Consider the following 16,776-nt stretch of genomic DNA (forward strand, 5'->3'; position numbering starts at 1 on the left):
GCTTGTTCGTTCGCATTACGTGCCGGGCCGCGCCAGGGCCAGACCGTCGTAGGCTTGCGCGCCCCAGGCGGCCAGAAACGTCGACCAGGGCACATGGTACTCGGTTGGGCGCTGCCGGTTGCTGGAGGTTGGGCCGAGCACGTCGCGGATCGCCACGCCCTGCTCGTTGTAGCCGATCACCACGACTGCGTGGTCGTTGCCCAGCACGGTGTGCCGGGTGCGACCGTCGGGCATGACCCAGAGCGCCGGACGCCACTTTTTGAAATCGACGGTGGTTTTGATCCAGACCAGCTCGCCGCGATCGAGCGCCGACTCCACGGCCTCGCGTGAGCTGACGGGCGTGGCGCGCACGCCGTAGTGCGCAAACACCGGAATCATCGCTGTGCCGGTCGAGCGCGCTAAAAAGCTCTTGGTGTAGTCGCCCGAATACCCCTGCTCGATGTCGCCGCCGTGGATCATCCAGACGCCATCTTTTTCCTCGTACCACGGCTCGATCCGCCGGTCCATCGGCGTTTGCGCGATAATCTCTTCGACGCTGGCCGCGATGCCGTAGGTCGCCAGCACCACCCAGGCGGCGTCGAACTCGCACGAGTACTGATACCGCTGTCCGTTCTTGGATGCCGCCTCGATGTAGGCCGTGTAGCGCTGCCTGCCCTTCACGATCGGCGCTGCGGTGGGTGGGATCGGTGTTGCAGTGGGTGGGATGGGCGTCGCAGTGGGTGGAATGGGCGTCGCAGTGGGTGGGATGGGCGTCGCAGTGGGTGGGATGGGCGTCGCAGTGGGCAGAACCGTAGGCGTTGCGACCGTCGGCGTGGCGCTGGGCACAAACGCCGTGCTTTCGGGCGGAAGCTGCACGGGGATGCCCTGCTCGACGACAGCGACTGGCTCAGCGGCGGGCGGTGCGACGCCACACCCGGCCAGTCCAAGCGTGCCCAGCGCGATCAGCGCTCGCGTCGCGCTCCAACGTTTCCGTACTCGCCAATCCATCTGTGTGATCCTATTCTTCTGGCCGATAGACCGGACGCGGCAGCGTAAACGTATCGGTGACACGGGCGTAATCGTTTCCGGCTAGCCGTGCGATCGGCTTGAGCGCGTCGAGGACGATGTAGCCGTTCTGATACACGTCGTCGCGCAGATGGATCAGCATCACCCGCCCGATCACCACCTCGCCGCCGCGCGCGCTGCCGACATGCACGATCTGATCGACGCGACACTCGAAGGCGACCGCCGCCTCTGCCACTCGCGGCGGCGCGACAAGCTGGCCCGGCAGCGCGCGCAGCCCGACCATCGCGAACTCGTCCAGCTCGGACGGATAATCTGCCGATGTCTGGTTCATCGTCTCGGCCAGATCTTCGCTCACAATATGCAGCACGAACTCGCCGGTCGCCTGGATGTTGCGGAGCGTATCTTTGGGCGAGCCGTCGCCGCGTCGCTGGGGACAGAATAATACCATCGGCGGATCGGTACACGCAACGTTGAAGTAGGAAAACGGCGCGAGATTGGGCCTGCCCTCGGCGCTGAGCGATGCGACCCAGGCGATCGGACGGGGCACGACCGCGCCGATCATGATTTTATAGATCTCTCGTTCCGAGAGCGTAGCCGGATCGATCTGCATGACGACTCCTGGCGCAACATTAATCTACGGGCAAACGTATCATTGTCGTTGTCACCATTATGCATCATCTACGACGATCTTTCCGCTCAAAGGAACTGAGCTATGAATTGCCCGAAGTGTAATCGTACCAATCCTGAGGATGCGCGCTACTGTATCTACTGCTCCGCGCAGCTGGTACCGCCAGCGCCCGACGTTCAGGATGTTGCTCCGGCAACAGGGCCGACAACGCGCCTTGGTGGGGAGCAGATTCCGGTGTACACGGTGCCCGCGCCCGCGCCGCTACCTGCGCCAGCACCCCAGGCCGCCGCTGCCAGCTATCCCGGCAGGTGGGCGCATAACAAGGAGATCGGCGGCGCTGTCTTTCTGATCGGCCTGGGCATTCTGTTCTTGACGGGCCGGTTCTGGCCCGGCATTCTGGTGCTGATCGGGCTGACCGCGTTCATCAACGAGGGTATGCGGGGTCACTCACGTAATGCGCTGCAAGGGCTAGTCTTCTTCCTGGGCCTGGCCGTGCTCTTCTCGACGGGCTGGTTCTGGCCCGGCATCTTGATCTTGCTCGGCCTGATGGCGCTGTTCAACGGTCGCCGGGGCTTCTGCTGAGGCAGCCGCGCTACCGCTCGAAACGACGTGAGACGGCACCAGGCCGTCTCACGCTGTTTTAACCTGTTGTGATGCAGCGACTAATCGGTCTGCTCGGCTCGCCAGCGCTCGCGATTGCCGCCATGCGTCCAGCTATAAGGATAGCCCGGATCTTCCACCTTCAGCGCGTCCTGCGTGATGTAGAGCGGCTTGAAGGTATCGACCATTACCGCCAGCTCTTCGGTCCTCTCCTTGCCGATGCTGGCCTCGGCAGTGCCCGGATGCGGCCCGTGCGGCAGGCCCGCCGGATGCAGCGTGATCGACGCCTCCTCGATGCCCTTGCGCGACATGAAGTTGCCCTCGACGTAGTACAGCACTTCGTCGCTCTCGACGTTGGAGTGATTGTAGGGTGCCGGTATGCCCTGCGGGTGGTAGTCGAAGAGCCGGGGCACGAACGAGCACAGCACAAAGTTCGGTCCCTGGAAGGTCTGATGGACCGGCGGCGGCTGGTGGACGCGGCCCGTGATCGGCTCGAAGTCCTCGATGTTGAAGGCGTAGGGATACAGGTAGCCGTCCCAGCCGACGACATCCAGCGGGTGGTGAGCCAGAACATGCTTCGTCAGCCGCCCGCGCGCGCGCACACGGACCTCGAACTCGCCGCGCTCGTCGTGTGGCTCAAGCTGGAGCGGCACCCGGAAGTCGCGCTCGCAGAAGGGCGCGTGCTCCAACAACTGGCCGTGCTCGTTACGGTAGCGCCGGGGCGTGGTGATCTCGCCGGTCGTCTCGATCACCAGCAGGCGCGTCTCGCCGCCGCTGGGCAGCATCCGCCACGTGCAGCCGATCGGAAGGTAGAGGTAATCGCCGCGCCGGTAGGGCAGGTTGCCAAAGATCGTTTCGAGCATGCCCTCGCCCTCGTGGACGAAGAGCACCTCGTCGCCCTCGCCGTTGCGGTAGAAGTAGCGCTGCTCCTGGGTCGGCTTGCACACGGCGATACGTACATCGTGGTTGGCGAGCATGTAGTGGCGGCCCGTCAGCGGATCGCCGCCGGGCTGCACGGCAGCCGTTCGGAAGTGGCGGTGCCGCAGCGCGCCCTCTTCTTCAAACAGGATCGTCGCCGGGCCGAGATCCTCAACCTCAAGGATTGCCGTGGGGGCATGGTGGTGATACAGGATCGACTCGACGCCGCTAAACCCTTTGGTGCCCATGACCTGCTCTTTGAAGAGCGAGCCGTCGGGCCTGCGAAACTGGGTATGCCGCTTATGCGGAATCTCCCCTAGACGATGGTAGAAGGGCATCTTTGGCCTCCTTCGAGTGAAATATGCTGTTTGCTCGCGCTGTTACGCGCCATGATACGGCACCTGCGCGCTTGCATATCTATCGTACCACCATCAAACGCTATACCAGCAACCCGGTGCGCGCTGTGCAGGGTATTATGCCGTGTTGAAAAGGTGCTGGAGCACATGTAGTTGCCCAATCCGTTCCAGGCTAATCAGTGGACTTGTGTTAGAGATAACTATATCGGCCATCATAGCAAGTCGGCACGTTCCCGTTCAGTTGCCCACTCATCCTCGGTCATATCAAAGAAGGCAATGCCTAATCGCGACGCATGTTGAATAAATTCAAAGCGCGCCATACCAAGCATCTGGGCGGCTTTCCCGCTGGAGACGGTTCCGCGACGATACAATTCTAAAATCATCAATTCACGCGCTGCCTGCTGAATAGGTTGATTGGATGCATGCAACAGCGCTGCTAAATCTTCATCTACTTGAACAGTAATGGTGCTCATCGCTGTCCTCCTGCCTTGGTTGTCACGTAAACGAGCAAGTCATTCCTGGTCTATGTTTTAGACGATACCAGCAACTCAGTCGGTGGATGGCGATTATGCCGTTGCCTCGCCCTCGATCACAAATCCGGGGGGCAGCGCCGCCATCCGATCCGCCACGAACTCGATCTTAAAGGTATGCCGCATCAGCCAGTCCAGGCTTTTGGTCGCCGCGTCCTTGATCACGATGCCCTCGATGCCGTACACCTTGATCGTCAGCGGCTCGCGCATGAACGGCAGGCCGACGCGGTACGCTACCTGCACGAGCTGCGGTGTCGTGATGTGGCTGAGATCGACGGCGACCCAAATGTTGCGCCCGTGGCTTCTGGCCTGGGCGATGCCCTGAAGCACCCGCTGCTTGTACTGAGCTTGCGCCTCCACGCTAGAGGCCAGCGGAGGATAGATGACGACATGGTACACGTCGTGTAGCTCGGTGTGTCCGAGGTAGTCGATCTGGAAGACGGGCTGAAGCGTTGTATCTGACACCGTCGTATCCTTTTCTAGTCCCATCGGAGGGATCGGTGTACCGGGTACGGCGTTCAAACGGTGGGATAGCTGAGCCACGACAGCGCGACGCGATCAGCTCCGCTGGCTCCACAGCTCAAGGATCTCGCGCTCACGCTCAGGCCGCAGACCGGCGCGTCGCTCGTCATCCGTGGGTCGTGTCCTGCTCCAATCCAGGGTATCGCGGATCGTCGTTGTGAGCGGGCGAAAGCTCAGGCCAGCCGCCCGCGCTTTGGCGATGCTCATCGCCAGGAAGCCGCGCATCTCCGGCTGTTCGGGAATCCACAGCGGCACCTCGGTCCACGACTCCGCGCCCGCCGCCTGTAAACACTCCTCGTCAACCCAGACAAATCGCGCGTCGCTGCCGCTGACGCCTTTGCAAGCTGTAAGCATCTGCTCCATCGTCAGCAGCCTGTCGGGGCCGGTGGCGTGGTAGGTGCCGGTGCGCCGCTCCTCGACCATCTGCACGGTCCACTCGGCCAGATCGCGTACGTCGATGATCTGAACCGGCATCTCAGGCCGTCCCGGCGCGAGCACATCGCCGCCGCGCGCCACGCGCTCAACCCAGTAGGTGAAGCGATCAGTGGGATCGTGCGGCCCGACGATCAGCCCTGGGCGGATGATCAGCGACCGTCCGGGTAGTGTCTGCTCCACGGCCTGCTCGCAGAGCGCCTTCAGCGGGCCGTAGGTTTCTCCGGTGATCTCTTCGACGCTGGTATCTTCCAGCATGCCCACGGGCGCGGTTTCGTCCATGCCGACGGTGCTAAAATCGGCGTAGACCGAGATGCTGGAAATAAAGGTGTAGTGCTCGACGGCATCGGCCAGCAGCTCCGCCGAGTCCCGCACGACGCGCGGCAGGTAGCCCGACGGATCGATCACCACGTCCCAGGATCGGCCACGCAGCGCCTCAAGATTGCCGTCTCGATCGCCGCGCAGCTGCTCCAGCTCGGTAAACAGGTCGGGATTGCGCTGCCCGCGATTGAACAGCGTTAATTCATGGCCGCGCTCCAGCGCCGCATTGACGATCGCCCGTCCGAGGAAGGCCGTTCCACCGAGGATCAGTAATTTCACGTTGCTATCTCCTGCGATGCAGCTCGATCTAAAGCCGCATACGTGGTAGCGTCCTACGAGCAGGATGACCAGTCGCGCAATCTGGGGGGATTAGTTTGTAGTAGCAGCCTTAGCGCGCCTGAAGGCCAGGGCAGGTGCCCTCTAAGCCCGGAAGTTCCCCGGACATTTCCCTTGCTAACGCAGAATCGTAGACGCTGTTTCCCAAAGAGGTTCCTTGATGCTGCATTAGCGACTGTATACGATTCGATTTTTGAGGATGCCCAGCCCGGTCACTTCCAGTTCGACGACATCATCCGGCTCAAGCCAGCCGCCGACCGCCTCCGGCGTTAGCTCAAGGATGCAGCCGCCGCCGACCGTACCTGATCCTAACACATCGCCGGGATACAGGGTGGCATCGCGGCTGGCGTGCGATATGATCTGCCCCCAGGTGTAGTGCATATCGGCGAGATTGCCCCGGCTGTACTCGCGCCCGTTGACCCGCGCGATCATCTCCAGCCGCCAGCGCTCGCCGTTGTCGGTCGCGTAATCCTCTAGCTCGTCGAGCGTGACGAGATACGGGCCGAGCGAGGTAGCAAAATCCTTGCCTTTGGCCGGGCCAAGCCCAACGCTCATCTCTTCGGCCTGGATGTCGCGCGCGCTCCAGTCGTTCATGATCGTAAAGCCCGCGACGTACTCGTGCGCGTCCTCAGGATCGATGTTGCGCCCCTCATGTCCGATCACACACGCCACCTCTAGCTCATAGTCCAGCTTCTCGGTATGCGGCAGCGGCATGGGATCGTCGGGGCCGATGATCGCCTGATGGTTGGCAAAGTAGAAGACCGGCATGCGATACCAGGCGGGCGGCACCGGCTGGTTGCGCTGCCTGCGGGCGGTCGTGACATGCTGCTCAAAGGCGAAAAAATCACGAACTGAGCGCGGTCGGGGCAGCGGCGCGAGCAGCCGGACCTCCGAGCGCGGCAGCAGGAGGTCGCGTCCGCCGATCGAGATCGAGCCTGCCAGATCGACCGCGTTGGGATCGATTTCATCGCGCACCACGTCCACGGCACCGCCAAGCTGCTCCAGCACCGCGCTGACGATCTCCGCAGCGCCGTCGAGATTGATCCCGATGTCGTCGCCGGTCAGCACCCGCAGCATATCGATCCGCTCGTGCTCGGTATCCTCGAAGACCAGCGGCGCTGCGGCTTGCAGATCGACCACGCCGAAGGGCAGCAAAACGCCTGCGCGCGCCTCGTAGGGTAGATCGCCCGGTTGTTTGAAGGTCACTAGCTTCATGCTGCTGTGTGCATCTCCTGTTCCTCAGTCGACCAGTCCTGTCAGTTGATCGAGCGCCCGGTTGGCCTGCGCGACGATCCGCGTTTCATCGCCTGTTAGCAATTTTTGGTCGCGCACCACCTGACGCCCGCCGATAAAAACATGCCGCACGTCAGCCGCGCGGGCAGCGTACACGATTCGTGAGATCAGCGTATGCTCGTCGGCTGGCTGCGTGTGCGCGCCGTCCAGATCCAGCAGCACGACATCGGCCTGCTTGCCCATCTCGATCGAGCCGATCTGATCGGCGAGGCCAAGCGCCGCCGCGCCGCCGCGCGTTGCCAGCCGCAAGACCTCCGAGGCGGGCATTGCCTGCGGGCCGCAGCGTGGCTTGTGAATCAGCGCCGCCAGCCGCATCTCTTGAAAGGCGTCCAGGTTATTGTTACACGCCGCGCCATCCGCGCCTAACGATACTGCGACGCCCCGCGCGATCAACTCAGGGATCGGCGCGATCCCGCTGGCGAGCTTACAGTTGGATGAGGGACAGTGCAGCACATGGGTGCCCGTACGCGCCAGCAGCGTCATCTCGTGAGGATCGAGGTGGACGCAGTGCGCGATGCAGACGTGCGCGCCGCTGACGCCGATGCGGTCGAGATAGGCGATGTTGCGCAGCCCATGCTCGGCCTCGACGATCGCGACCTCTTCGAGATTTTCGGAGGCGTGGGTGTGGATACGTACGTTGTAGCGCCGCGCTAGGTGGGCAACTTCGCGCAGCAGTGTGTCGGTGCAACTGACGGCGAAGCGCGGCGCGAAGGCGTACCGCAGCCGACCATCCTCGCGGCCATGCCAGCGCTCCAGCAGTTGAACGCTCTCATCTAGCGCCGTGGCGGTCGGCTCGCGCAAGATCTCAGGCGAGCGCGCGTGATCCATCAACACCTTGCCGACCGTCGCGCGGATGCCAAGCTCGCGGCACGCCTCGAAGATCGCATCCGTGTGCCGCACGGTCGCCATATCGAGGATCGCGGTCGTGCCGCCTTTCAGCAGCTCGGCGATACCGAGCGCCGCTGAGGCGTAGAGTGTGTCGGGGGTGTGCGCGGCTTCCAGCGGCCAGATGTAGCGCTGAAGCCAGTCGAGCAGCGCGACATCGTCGGCCAGCGAGCGAAACAAGGTCTGGCACAGGTGCAGATGCGTCTGGATCAGGCCGGGGATTGCCACCAGCCCGCTGCCGTCAAGCTCTTGATCGACCGCGCCGGTATCGCTGCCGCCGACAGCTTCAAAACGACCATCGGCGATCACGAGATCGCCGTGGGTGATGGTGTTGGTATCATCGACGGTGATGATCGTGAGGTTGCGAATCCGCGTACGTCGCATACGTCCTTGCAACTCTCTCTGAGACGCGATGAGCGCTGCCGCAAGAGCCGCCGCAGCGCCCGCCGCGCCGAGGCGTTACAAATTCCCGCGCAACGCTTGCTCTCGCTCGATGGCCTCGAAGAGCGCCTTGAAGTTGCCAGCGCCAAAGCCACGAGCGCCCTTGCGCTGGATGATCTCGAAGAAGACCGTCGGGCGATCTTGGAGCGGTCGGGTGAAGATTTGCAGCAGGTAGCCCTCGTCATCACGATCGACCAGGATGTTAAGCTCGCGCAGGATGTTGATGTCCTCGTCGATCTTGCCGACACGATCGGACAGCATCTCGTAGTAGGTGTCGGGGGTGCGCAGGAAATCGACACCATTTGCCCGCAGCGCCCGAACCGTCTCAATAATATCGCCGGTGATCAGCGCGAGGTGCTGCGCGCCAGGCCCGCGATAGTATTGCAGGTACTCGTCGATCTGCGATTTCTTCTTGCCCTCGGCGGGCTCGTTGATCGGGAATTTGATCCGGCCCTCGCCATTTTCTACAACCTTCGACATCAGCGCGCTGTACTCGGTTGAGATGTCGTCGTCGGTGAACGCCTGGAGCTGGTGGAAGCCGAGTACCTGATTGTAAAACTCAACCCAATCGTTCATTTTTCCCAGCTCTACGTTGCCGACGATATGGTCGATCGCGGCCAGCCCGGTTGGCGTCGCGGGCGGTGGATTTTTGATGGCGTGGAACTTGGGAAAGAACGTGCCGTGATACTCGTCGCGCTGAATGAATGAGTGAACAGTATCGCCATAGGCGGCGATCGTCGACTTGATGATCCGGCCTTTCTGTCCTTCAAAGACCGTCGGCTCCATCACGGGCCGCGCGCCGCGCTTGACCGTTTCCTCAAACGCCGCTGCGGCATCGTCCACCGTAAAGGCAATATCCTTAACGCCGTCGCCGTGCTCTTTGACATGCTCGGCGATCGGGCTGTCGGGGCCAAGCGCGCCCGTCAAGACCAGCCGAATATTCCGCTGCTGCATCACATAGGATGTGCGATCCCTGACACCGGTTTCCAGCCCCGCGTAGGCGATCGGCTTGAAGCCAAAGGCTAGCCGGTAGAAATGCGCCGCCTGCCGCGCATTGCCTACATAGAACTCGACATAATCAATTCCTTTGAGGGGTAGAAAATCCTGTTCCGAACTGCGAGAGAGTTCGCGCTCAGTCATCACCATTGTGCACCTCCTTGTACACTGAGATGTACATGTCCTGAGGAGATTTCCGCAAGACCTGTACCGCGCTCATCCTAGACGACACGCTATTACTAACGGGGCGGGGGGCCTGGTATCGTCAAGCTGCCATATCTTCGATACGTGCTATATTGTAGCAGATACCTGCGACTCACTACTCAGCCACAAGGGTGTTCTTGGCACCAGCCATGCTGCTGGTATGCAACATGCCTCTGCTGGGCAGCGTACTAGCAAGCGAGCAGTATAAAGGATGTTATGGCTATGCGTTATCGTTGGTTACTGGTGTGGATGTTGCTGGTACTGCCTGCCACAGCGCTAGCCCAAACGGCTCCGCAGCTTCACTGGCAACAGTACGACAATATTGTCGAAATTCAGCAGGATGGGAACGTTCAGATCCGAGAGCAGCAGGTGCTGGTGGTCGATCGCGGCCCTGCCAGGGGTATGAACCGCACCTTTGAAACCGGCAACTTCGGTCGGGTGACAAACATTCGGGTGTCCGAGGACGGCCAGCTCTATCAGCGCCGTGATGGTCGCGACCCCGGCACGTACTCCGGCAGCGACGACGGCAGCCAGGCGAATATTCGGGTCAACTTCCGCGATCCCGACGCTCAACGCCACACCATCACCATTCAATATACGATTAGCCGCTCGCTGGTCGCCGACAACAACCAGGCGGTCTTCGACTGGAACTTCTTCTGGAGCGGATCGAGTGCGCCGGAGATCAGGAATGGCAGCGTTGTGCTGCGCTTTCCTGGCACTGTCGGCGCTAATCAGCTCAAGGTTGATACCAGCGGCGTGCCCGTTCGCCAGACCTCGACAAGCGATAGCGTGCGCTGGGAGCTGACACAGCCTATTCAGGGCCAGCAGCTCGGCGTTCAAGCCGCGTTTCCGCGCGCGCTGCTCACGTCGTCGGCCCAATTTCGCTCGGCGGAGAGCCCACGCCAGCCCCCCGCCAGTGTGCCGTCCAATGGCGTGCCGTCCAATGGTGTGCCAGCGCCGGGTGTTACAACAGGTCTAGGCATCGGCGGCGCTGTGTTCTGCCTGTTCATGCTGTTGTTCTTGTTCATCGCCTTCTCGATCATTCGCGCCTCAGTGCGTTCGCGCCGGGTGCATGGCTACCCAACCACGCAGCCGACCTACGATCAAGATCCGTTTGGCACGCCCTATACCCGCCGTGGCTGGCGGCGTGGCCGACGATATGGCGGCTGGGGCGGCGGCTTTGGCGTTCCGCCGATTATTATCATGCCGCCCAGCCAGCCCCACGATCACCACTCACCCTCGCCGTTTGACAACACGCCCTTCGACAGCGGCTCCGGGGGCGGCGGCTCGTCCTGGGGTGATAGCAGCGGCGGCGGCTCGTCCTGGGGTGATAGCAGTGGCGGCGGCTCGTCCTGGGGCAGCTCAAGCGGCGGTGGTAGCTCATGGGGCGATATGGGTGGCGGCGGCTCGTCCTGGGGTGGCGGCGGTGACTCCGGTGGTGGCGGTGGCGGTGACTCCAGTGGCGGCTCCGGCGGCGGCAGCTTCGACTGAGCAGCCTGCTAGTGTTCGCTGCTCCATGTGGTGGAATCAGCTAAGGACGGATTGCTAGGCGGCGTGCATTGACGCTGCCGCTTGCCGATGCTACACTTGGGCCGTATGTATACGATTCTATCGAGGCTGCGCCGCATGAAGCGCGAAGAGATCGACAAAGCGCGCACACCTCAAGAGCTGCACGCCGCCCTGGAGGCAAAAGCGAAGGAGCTTGAGCTGTTTCCGTCGTCACAGGATCAACGCAACGACTGGGGGCCGGTGTACAGCAACGATCGCTACGATCTTCGCATCGATAAGCATCCCGGTCGCGAAGAATATATCTTGATGCTGCTCCACAAGCTTCAGCCGGGTAGCTCGCTCCTCGATCATTTCCGCCGCCACTAGCCGCTGGCCGTCTCTACCCACGCTGGCCGACCATCATGGTCGGCTCTTCTGTTGGACTCTGCACCTTGCCCCGGCAAATCAAACGGCCTGCATCAGCGCAGGCCGGAGACGAGCGATCGGATGGGATGCGCCTGGACTACGAGGTTCGCGCAAAGCGGCGGCGCTGATGTCGGCGGTGCCGTCGTGCCACAAAATGCGGATCGGTCGCCTGCAATCTCCGCCGCCGATGCCAGGTGTGGCCCGTAACCATGCCGCCCAGCATCACCGTCAGGTCCGTGATCGAGGCCGCTTTGTCTGCCAGCGAGACAACCCAGGCTTCCCGCGTGCGCGGCTTTGGCCCAAACGGGTACATATGCGTCTCGATCGCGTGGCAAACGGCGTCGCACTCACCCTGCGATGCCGCCCACTCCGCCGCAATCCGACCGTGCGTGGTCAGCGTCCCAAGCCGTGAGTCAATATCGTGGATCATCGCCGCACGAACACAAATTCGCACATCCGCGCGCATAATCTGGGCTAGCTTGTACGAAATACGTGCTGTGCGCGCCAGGTGATCGTGCTTGGAGATCGAATGGTGCATGTGCTGTTGTGTTTCGACGACCTTGGGGTGATCAAGTAGGTCCGTAATGAGGCTATAGATCATCTAAATGACGCCCTCCAACGCAGCGTGGCGACCGGTTTTATGTAACGTCATTATATCGACGTGATCGACGACCGTCAATTAACCTACAGTCCCGCTTATCCTTAGGACTGTTCCACCCCCTGAGACACTGTCGTACGTGACTGTTGTACCGGCTCCGCTGATTCTTCCTCCGGCATCAGATCGGCAATTGCCAGATTCGGCGGCTGCGGCGGCTCCCGCAACCGGCGATGGAGATAGATAAACACATCCCGCCCGATCGCGGCCAGCGGCGCTGATAAAATCACCAGGCCCAGGCCGCCAACAGCGGCGGCGAGCACCAGCAGGGCCATCAGAATCGCCGCGTGCAGCCGCAGCGTGTTGCCGACGATCCGTGGCACCAGGATCTGATTCTCAAGCTGCTGGATCAGCACATAGAGGACCACCACGGCGGCAACAGTCGACCATCCACCGCCGATACCTACCAGAATCGCAGGGATCGCGCTGATAATCGGCCCGACGACTGGAATAAGCTCGCCGATGCCCGCAATGATCGCCAGGAGGACGGTGTACCGGATGTTGAAGCCGAATAGGTTGAGTAGATTCAGCCCGATGAATGACGTGATCGCGATGATTATTCCCAGGGTGATCTGGCCGCGAATGTAGCGACCGAAAACGCCATCAATAATACGCCATATATTCCAGAAGTCGGCGCGAATCCTGGGATGAAGTAACGTATCGATCGCTTTTGGCAGCTTGTTGGTGTCTAATAAAATATAGAACAGGAAGAACGGGATGATTAAGAAGCCAAGCAAGAAGCTGATCGTCGCGAACACGCCGACGATGCTGTCGAGGATAAATCCGCCGACGCGCTGCGCGTAGGTCGTGGCGTTACGCTGAAGCGTGGTCTGGATGTTCTTTACCTGCTGATTGACCTGCTGCTGCACTTCTTCGGGAGCGGTGCGCTGAAAGTCGGCAATCCGATCGCTGACGAACTGGTTGCTTTGCTCAAACCAGACAGGAATATTCCTGCCGAATTGCTGAATCTGGTCGATCGCTGGCGGCAACACGAAGACCAGCAGCAGCTCAAAAAGGATCAGGCCCACCAGGTAGACCGACGTGATCGAGGCCCAGCGCGGCATATATCGATCGAGCCTCTTGACGATCGGCAGCAGCAGGTAGGCCAGGACCAGGCCGATAATAAACGGCGTCAGCGTCGCGCCCGCGCGCATCAAGATCCAGCCGATCAGCCAGAGCGTTCCCAGCACCAGCGCCCAGCGCCCGATCGTGCGCAGAAGCGTCGGCCAGGCGATATCGGATTGCGGCGGGCGATCTCCGGGCCTGGTGAACAGATCGTTCCGGCGCTCCTCCACCGGCGTGCTCCTTCCCTATCGGCTGTAATAGCTGACGAAGGTATCTTCGCCCACTGTTTGGCTGCCGTTTATGACGTGCCGATGCACGCCAATGTTGCCGTTATCGAGCAGCTGCATCTCAACTTTACGACCATCCGGCGTGCCGTAGATAACCACCGTCTGGCGTTTCGTTACCAGATCCGTTTCAACTTTAAGCAAGATGTGATGCTGTGTATTGTTGCGGATCTTGAGATCAGGCCCGCCCAGCGCGATCGTCGCATCCATCCCCGGCGGCGCGTCGACCTCGTACCAGGGCAGACGCCACGTGTGATGATGGCGCTCGACGATCTCCAGGCCGCTCCAGAACGCCGCGCGAAAGACTGTCGTCGAAACCTGGCAAATGCCGCCGCCCAGCGAAGGAACCATCACGCCCGCCTCGATCATCTCCCCCCAGCGATAGCCTTTCTCCCAGGTGATCGCGCCCACCGTCTGCGTGAACGAGAAGACCTCACCCGGCGCGATCAGCACGCCATCGATATCGTTTCCTCCGGCGGCGACGTTGGCATCGCGCTCCGGCGAGGAGTACGTCACGAATTGCGACTCGCCCCGGCCTAGCTCGGCGAGCAGCCCAAGCTGCTCCGCCTCGCCCGGTGGAGGCTGAATCTCGCGGACCGGCAAACGAACCTGCGGCGCGTGCGCCTCAAGCGCGGCGATGATCGTCTGGATCGCGGCCTCTCGATCGAGTTCGCGCCCGACGTTGCCCGGCACGATCGTGCGCACGCGCTCTGCCTGGCGCTCAAGATACGAAGCCTGCGGCGCGACCGCAATCTGGCTGGCGATCGGCTCAAGCTGCTGCGTGATCAGCGCCGGGTCCGGCTTGAGCGCCGCCGGATCGATAACCGTCGTACGATCCATTAGCATGGATCGATCCATGGTCCAGCGCTGCTCGCCAAGCTGTATTTCTAACGGCTGTGCCGCAAGGTCTTGCAAGCGCTGTCGTAGCGGCTCAAGCTGCGCTGCGGTGCGCGTCGGCGGCTGGTATACCATCGCGGCGATCAAAGGCTGCGGCGTGGCCTGCGCTTGCCACGCGCTGGCTTTGAGCAGATCGGCGACTTGTGCCGCGAGCTGTATCTGATCGATCGACTGTCCGACCTGCTCCGGCACGACGATCCAGCCCTGCTCCGTGCGGAGCACCTGCGCGTCGCGCCGCTCGCGCGTGATCTGGTCGGCAATCACGGCAACAAATGCTTCAATCGCGTCCTCGTCGAGCGGGGGGGCGCTGACGATGTACTCCTGCCCCAGGAAGGCGCGCGCTCGTGTTGTGGCGCGTGTCCAGAACGCGGGATCGTGTCCATACGCGATTGCGGCTCGCGCCAGCTCGGCACTCCGATCGCGGAGCAGCGCGCGCATCGGTATGTGCCAGCTCCGCCCGCCCGCGCGCACTTCGACGAGCTGCTCTGCGGTGCGCTGCTGGTGTTGTCGAATAGCGCGCTCGACCGCTGCCGGTTGGAGGTTGCCGACGCTGATCGGCCCGATGTGGACGCCGGGGAGCACGCGCTCACGATAGGCAATGTCGCTGCCAAGCAGCAGCAGCGCGAGCGTCGTCGCCCCGACAACGCCGACCAGCCGTGCCTGATACCGGCCCTGCCGTGGCACCACCGTCGGCAGGGCCGGCGGTACCGGCTGCGGTGTCGGCTGAGCCTGCCGTCGTGTGCCTTCAACATATTCTACCCAGCGTAAGCACATCCCATGACGCGCTCCGGTCTGGGTGTCGGCCAGGGCGCGCCACGCCTCGGCGGAGCGTGCGTTAACCTGCACTGCGCGGCGGAAGAGCCGCTCGGCGCGGGCGTAGTCGCCGACGGCAAGCGCGGTATAACCGGCAGTGAGAAGCTGCTCGACTGTCACGACGCCGGAGGATGTTATTGGGTTGATCGAATGTGTCTCCATGCGCACACTTAACTTTCTTGACTGTTGCAGTATAGGCAAGGCCAGAACGTGTGTCAATCGGTTAAATGCGAACAGAACCGCTGGTTTCGGTTCTGTCTGTCGCGCATTCCATGCTGTGAGTTCGCTAATATGTGTTTATTGCGTGATCAAGGAGCCTTTTCGGGAATGGGAACTGCCGCATAGGCCCACGGTAGGGAGTGATTGGGGCCACCCGCCCCGGCCTCACGGACCTCAGCCGCCGTTCTCGAATGCGATCGTATCGCCGATCTGCGTGTTGGTGGCGGCGATTACGCCTGCGGGCAGCTCGATCGTGGATCGTGCCCGCCGCGCGCCAGCGTATGGTCGGTTGGGCGGCATCGCCGGGGTCAGGCCGACCACACGGTTCTGACGGTCCACGAAGACGACATCGATCGGAAAGCGCATCCAGAAGGTATGGACGCTGCTGTTCGGCTCGATGATTAGACCGCCGCCATCCGGCAGGCTGGAGCGGAACATCAGACCGCGCAGCCGCGCCCAAAACGATCGCGCCCACTCTGCGCGGCTGGCAAGCACGGTTCCACGGGTAGTGTTGACGATGCGGCTCATGCCTACCCGCCGAAGACCGGATTACCAAGCAGACGCGGGATCGCCGGTCCCAGAATGGTGACAAGAATCGACGGAAAGATCAGAAACGCCATCGGGAAGAGCATCTTGATCGGAGCCTGATGTGCCAGCTCTTCCGCGCGCTGCCGCCGTCGCACGCGCATTTGCTCCGATTGAACCTTGAGGATCTTGCCGATGCTCACGCCCAGTTGCTCGGCCTGAATGATCGCCTGGACGAAGTTGGTCAGGTCTTCGACGCCGCAGCGCTCCGACATCATCTTCATCGCATCGCGGCGCGGCGTGCCCAGGCGGGTATCCGACAGCACGCGCTGAAACTCTTTCGCCAGCTCGTTGTCCCACTTATCGGCCACGCGCCCAAGCGCTAGATCGAAGCCAAGACCGGCCTCCACGCTGATCGTCAGCAGGTCCAGCGCGTCGGGCATCGACTTGAGGATGTTGTATTTGCGCGCGCGAATCTTGCGGTCGAGCCAGATGCCGGGGAAGACATAGCCGATCGCGGCGGCACCGATCGAGAAGAGCAGACGATTGAGGATCGGCAGGCCCATCATCGAGGTCATGTATAAGCCAATCAGCAAGCCGATCAGGCCGACTGACATGCGCACACCGACGAACATCGTCGGCGTCAGGTTGCCGGGGTTGCCCGCCATCTCAAGATTGCGCTTGATCTTCGCCGCGTTTTTGCTGGGCGAGGCCTTGCCGAAGCTGGTCAGCATCTGCTGCATCAGCGGTCGTAGCACGCGCTCGCTGAAGGGCAGCTCCAGCTCCATCTCCTCCAGCGTCTTCGGCACCTCGGTAAAGGTCGATAGACGGCCTTCGATCGTTGCGGACTGACGGCTTTGGGCGAGGCCGATCACGACGATCATCACGCCAAAGAGCAGCAGCCCGCCAAAAATGAGCATAGTCATGATCATGCTCC

Annotated in this window: 17 protein-coding genes; 3 read left to right on the forward strand and 14 right to left on the reverse strand. The window is 62.0% G+C overall.

Features of this window, described 5'->3' with window-relative positions:
• Positions 1 to 15: 15 nt before the first annotated feature.
• Positions 16 to 987, reverse strand: a complete 972-nt coding sequence (locus tag VFZ66_02270) for a C39 family peptidase (GenBank protein ID HEX6287981.1) — start codon at positions 985 to 987, stop codon at positions 16 to 18.
• 10 nt (positions 988 to 997) lie between these two features.
• Positions 998 to 1,615, reverse strand: coding sequence for a flavin reductase family protein (locus VFZ66_02275; protein ID HEX6287982.1), 618 nt, complete (start codon positions 1,613 to 1,615; stop codon positions 998 to 1,000).
• Between the two features lie 102 nt (positions 1,616 to 1,717).
• On the opposite strand from VFZ66_02275, the gene VFZ66_02280 reads away from it, so the two are divergent.
• Positions 1,718 to 2,215: a zinc ribbon domain-containing protein gene (locus tag VFZ66_02280; GenBank protein HEX6287983.1), complete on the forward strand. Its 498-nt coding sequence runs from the start codon at positions 1,718 to 1,720 to the stop codon at positions 2,213 to 2,215.
• An 80-nt stretch (positions 2,216 to 2,295) separates the two neighbouring features.
• Here the strand turns inward: VFZ66_02280 and VFZ66_02285 are convergent, their stop codons facing one another.
• The 7 genes from VFZ66_02285 to hppD all read right to left on the reverse strand — a co-directional run bounded on the left by VFZ66_02285 (position 2,296) and on the right by hppD (position 9,407).
• Positions 2,296 to 3,489 (reverse strand): homogentisate 1,2-dioxygenase, encoded by a 1,194-nt coding sequence (locus VFZ66_02285; GenBank protein HEX6287984.1) that lies wholly within the window; start codon positions 3,487 to 3,489, stop codon positions 2,296 to 2,298.
• Positions 3,490 to 3,719: 230 nt separating this feature from the next.
• Positions 3,720 to 3,980, reverse strand: a complete 261-nt coding sequence (locus VFZ66_02290) for a UPF0175 family protein (GenBank protein HEX6287985.1) — start codon at positions 3,978 to 3,980, stop codon at positions 3,720 to 3,722.
• 93 nt (positions 3,981 to 4,073) lie between these two features.
• Complete coding sequence (locus tag VFZ66_02295; GenBank protein HEX6287986.1) at positions 4,074 to 4,502, reverse strand: hypothetical protein; 429 nt, start codon at positions 4,500 to 4,502, stop codon at positions 4,074 to 4,076.
• Between the two features lie 93 nt (positions 4,503 to 4,595).
• Complete coding sequence (locus VFZ66_02300; protein HEX6287987.1) at positions 4,596 to 5,591, reverse strand: SDR family oxidoreductase; 996 nt, start codon at positions 5,589 to 5,591, stop codon at positions 4,596 to 4,598.
• A 225-nt stretch (positions 5,592 to 5,816) separates the two neighbouring features.
• On the reverse strand, positions 5,817 to 6,863 hold the full coding sequence (locus VFZ66_02305) for a fumarylacetoacetate hydrolase family protein (protein HEX6287988.1): 1,047 nt from the start codon (positions 6,861 to 6,863) through the stop codon (positions 5,817 to 5,819).
• A 24-nt stretch (positions 6,864 to 6,887) separates the two neighbouring features.
• Complete coding sequence (locus VFZ66_02310; GenBank protein ID HEX6287989.1) at positions 6,888 to 8,210, reverse strand: 5'-deoxyadenosine deaminase; 1,323 nt, start codon at positions 8,208 to 8,210, stop codon at positions 6,888 to 6,890.
• Between the two features lie 75 nt (positions 8,211 to 8,285).
• The gene (gene hppD / locus VFZ66_02315; GenBank protein ID HEX6287990.1) at positions 8,286 to 9,407 is read right to left on the reverse strand and encodes a 4-hydroxyphenylpyruvate dioxygenase; all 1,122 of its coding nucleotides are present in this window, start codon (positions 9,405 to 9,407) and stop codon (positions 8,286 to 8,288) included.
• 282 nt (positions 9,408 to 9,689) lie between these two features.
• Here hppD and VFZ66_02320 point away from each other — a divergent pair, with 282 nt between their 5' ends.
• Together VFZ66_02320 and VFZ66_02325 are read left to right on the forward strand one after the other, a co-directional pair.
• Entirely contained in the window at positions 9,690 to 10,958 is a 1,269-nt protein-coding gene (locus tag VFZ66_02320) for a DUF2207 domain-containing protein (GenBank protein HEX6287991.1), read from the forward strand.
• A 135-nt stretch (positions 10,959 to 11,093) separates the two neighbouring features.
• On the forward strand, positions 11,094 to 11,342 hold the full coding sequence (locus tag VFZ66_02325) for a hypothetical protein (GenBank protein ID HEX6287992.1): 249 nt from the start codon (positions 11,094 to 11,096) through the stop codon (positions 11,340 to 11,342).
• A 136-nt stretch (positions 11,343 to 11,478) separates the two neighbouring features.
• Here VFZ66_02325 and VFZ66_02330 read toward each other — a convergent pair whose 3' ends face one another.
• From VFZ66_02330 to VFZ66_02350, 5 genes are all read right to left on the reverse strand, one after another.
• The gene (locus VFZ66_02330) at positions 11,479 to 11,919 is read right to left on the reverse strand and encodes an HD domain-containing protein (GenBank protein HEX6287993.1); all 441 of its coding nucleotides are present in this window, start codon (positions 11,917 to 11,919) and stop codon (positions 11,479 to 11,481) included.
• A gap of 164 nt (positions 11,920 to 12,083) precedes the next feature.
• Positions 12,084 to 13,331: an AI-2E family transporter gene (locus tag VFZ66_02335; protein ID HEX6287994.1), complete on the reverse strand. Its 1,248-nt coding sequence runs from the start codon at positions 13,329 to 13,331 to the stop codon at positions 12,084 to 12,086.
• 15 nt (positions 13,332 to 13,346) lie between these two features.
• Positions 13,347 to 15,257: a VanW family protein gene (locus VFZ66_02340; GenBank protein HEX6287995.1), complete on the reverse strand. Its 1,911-nt coding sequence runs from the start codon at positions 15,255 to 15,257 to the stop codon at positions 13,347 to 13,349.
• Between the two features lie 231 nt (positions 15,258 to 15,488).
• Entirely contained in the window at positions 15,489 to 15,842 is a 354-nt protein-coding gene (locus VFZ66_02345; GenBank protein HEX6287996.1) for a DUF192 domain-containing protein, read from the reverse strand.
• Between the two features lie 2 nt (positions 15,843 to 15,844).
• Positions 15,845 to 16,765: a type II secretion system F family protein gene (locus tag VFZ66_02350; protein HEX6287997.1), complete on the reverse strand. Its 921-nt coding sequence runs from the start codon at positions 16,763 to 16,765 to the stop codon at positions 15,845 to 15,847.
• Between the last annotated feature and the right edge of the window lie 11 nt (positions 16,766 to 16,776).

The sequence above is a fragment of the Herpetosiphonaceae bacterium genome, from assembly GCA_036374795.1.
Taxonomy (GTDB): domain Bacteria; phylum Chloroflexota; class Chloroflexia; order Chloroflexales; family Kallotenuaceae; genus LB3-1.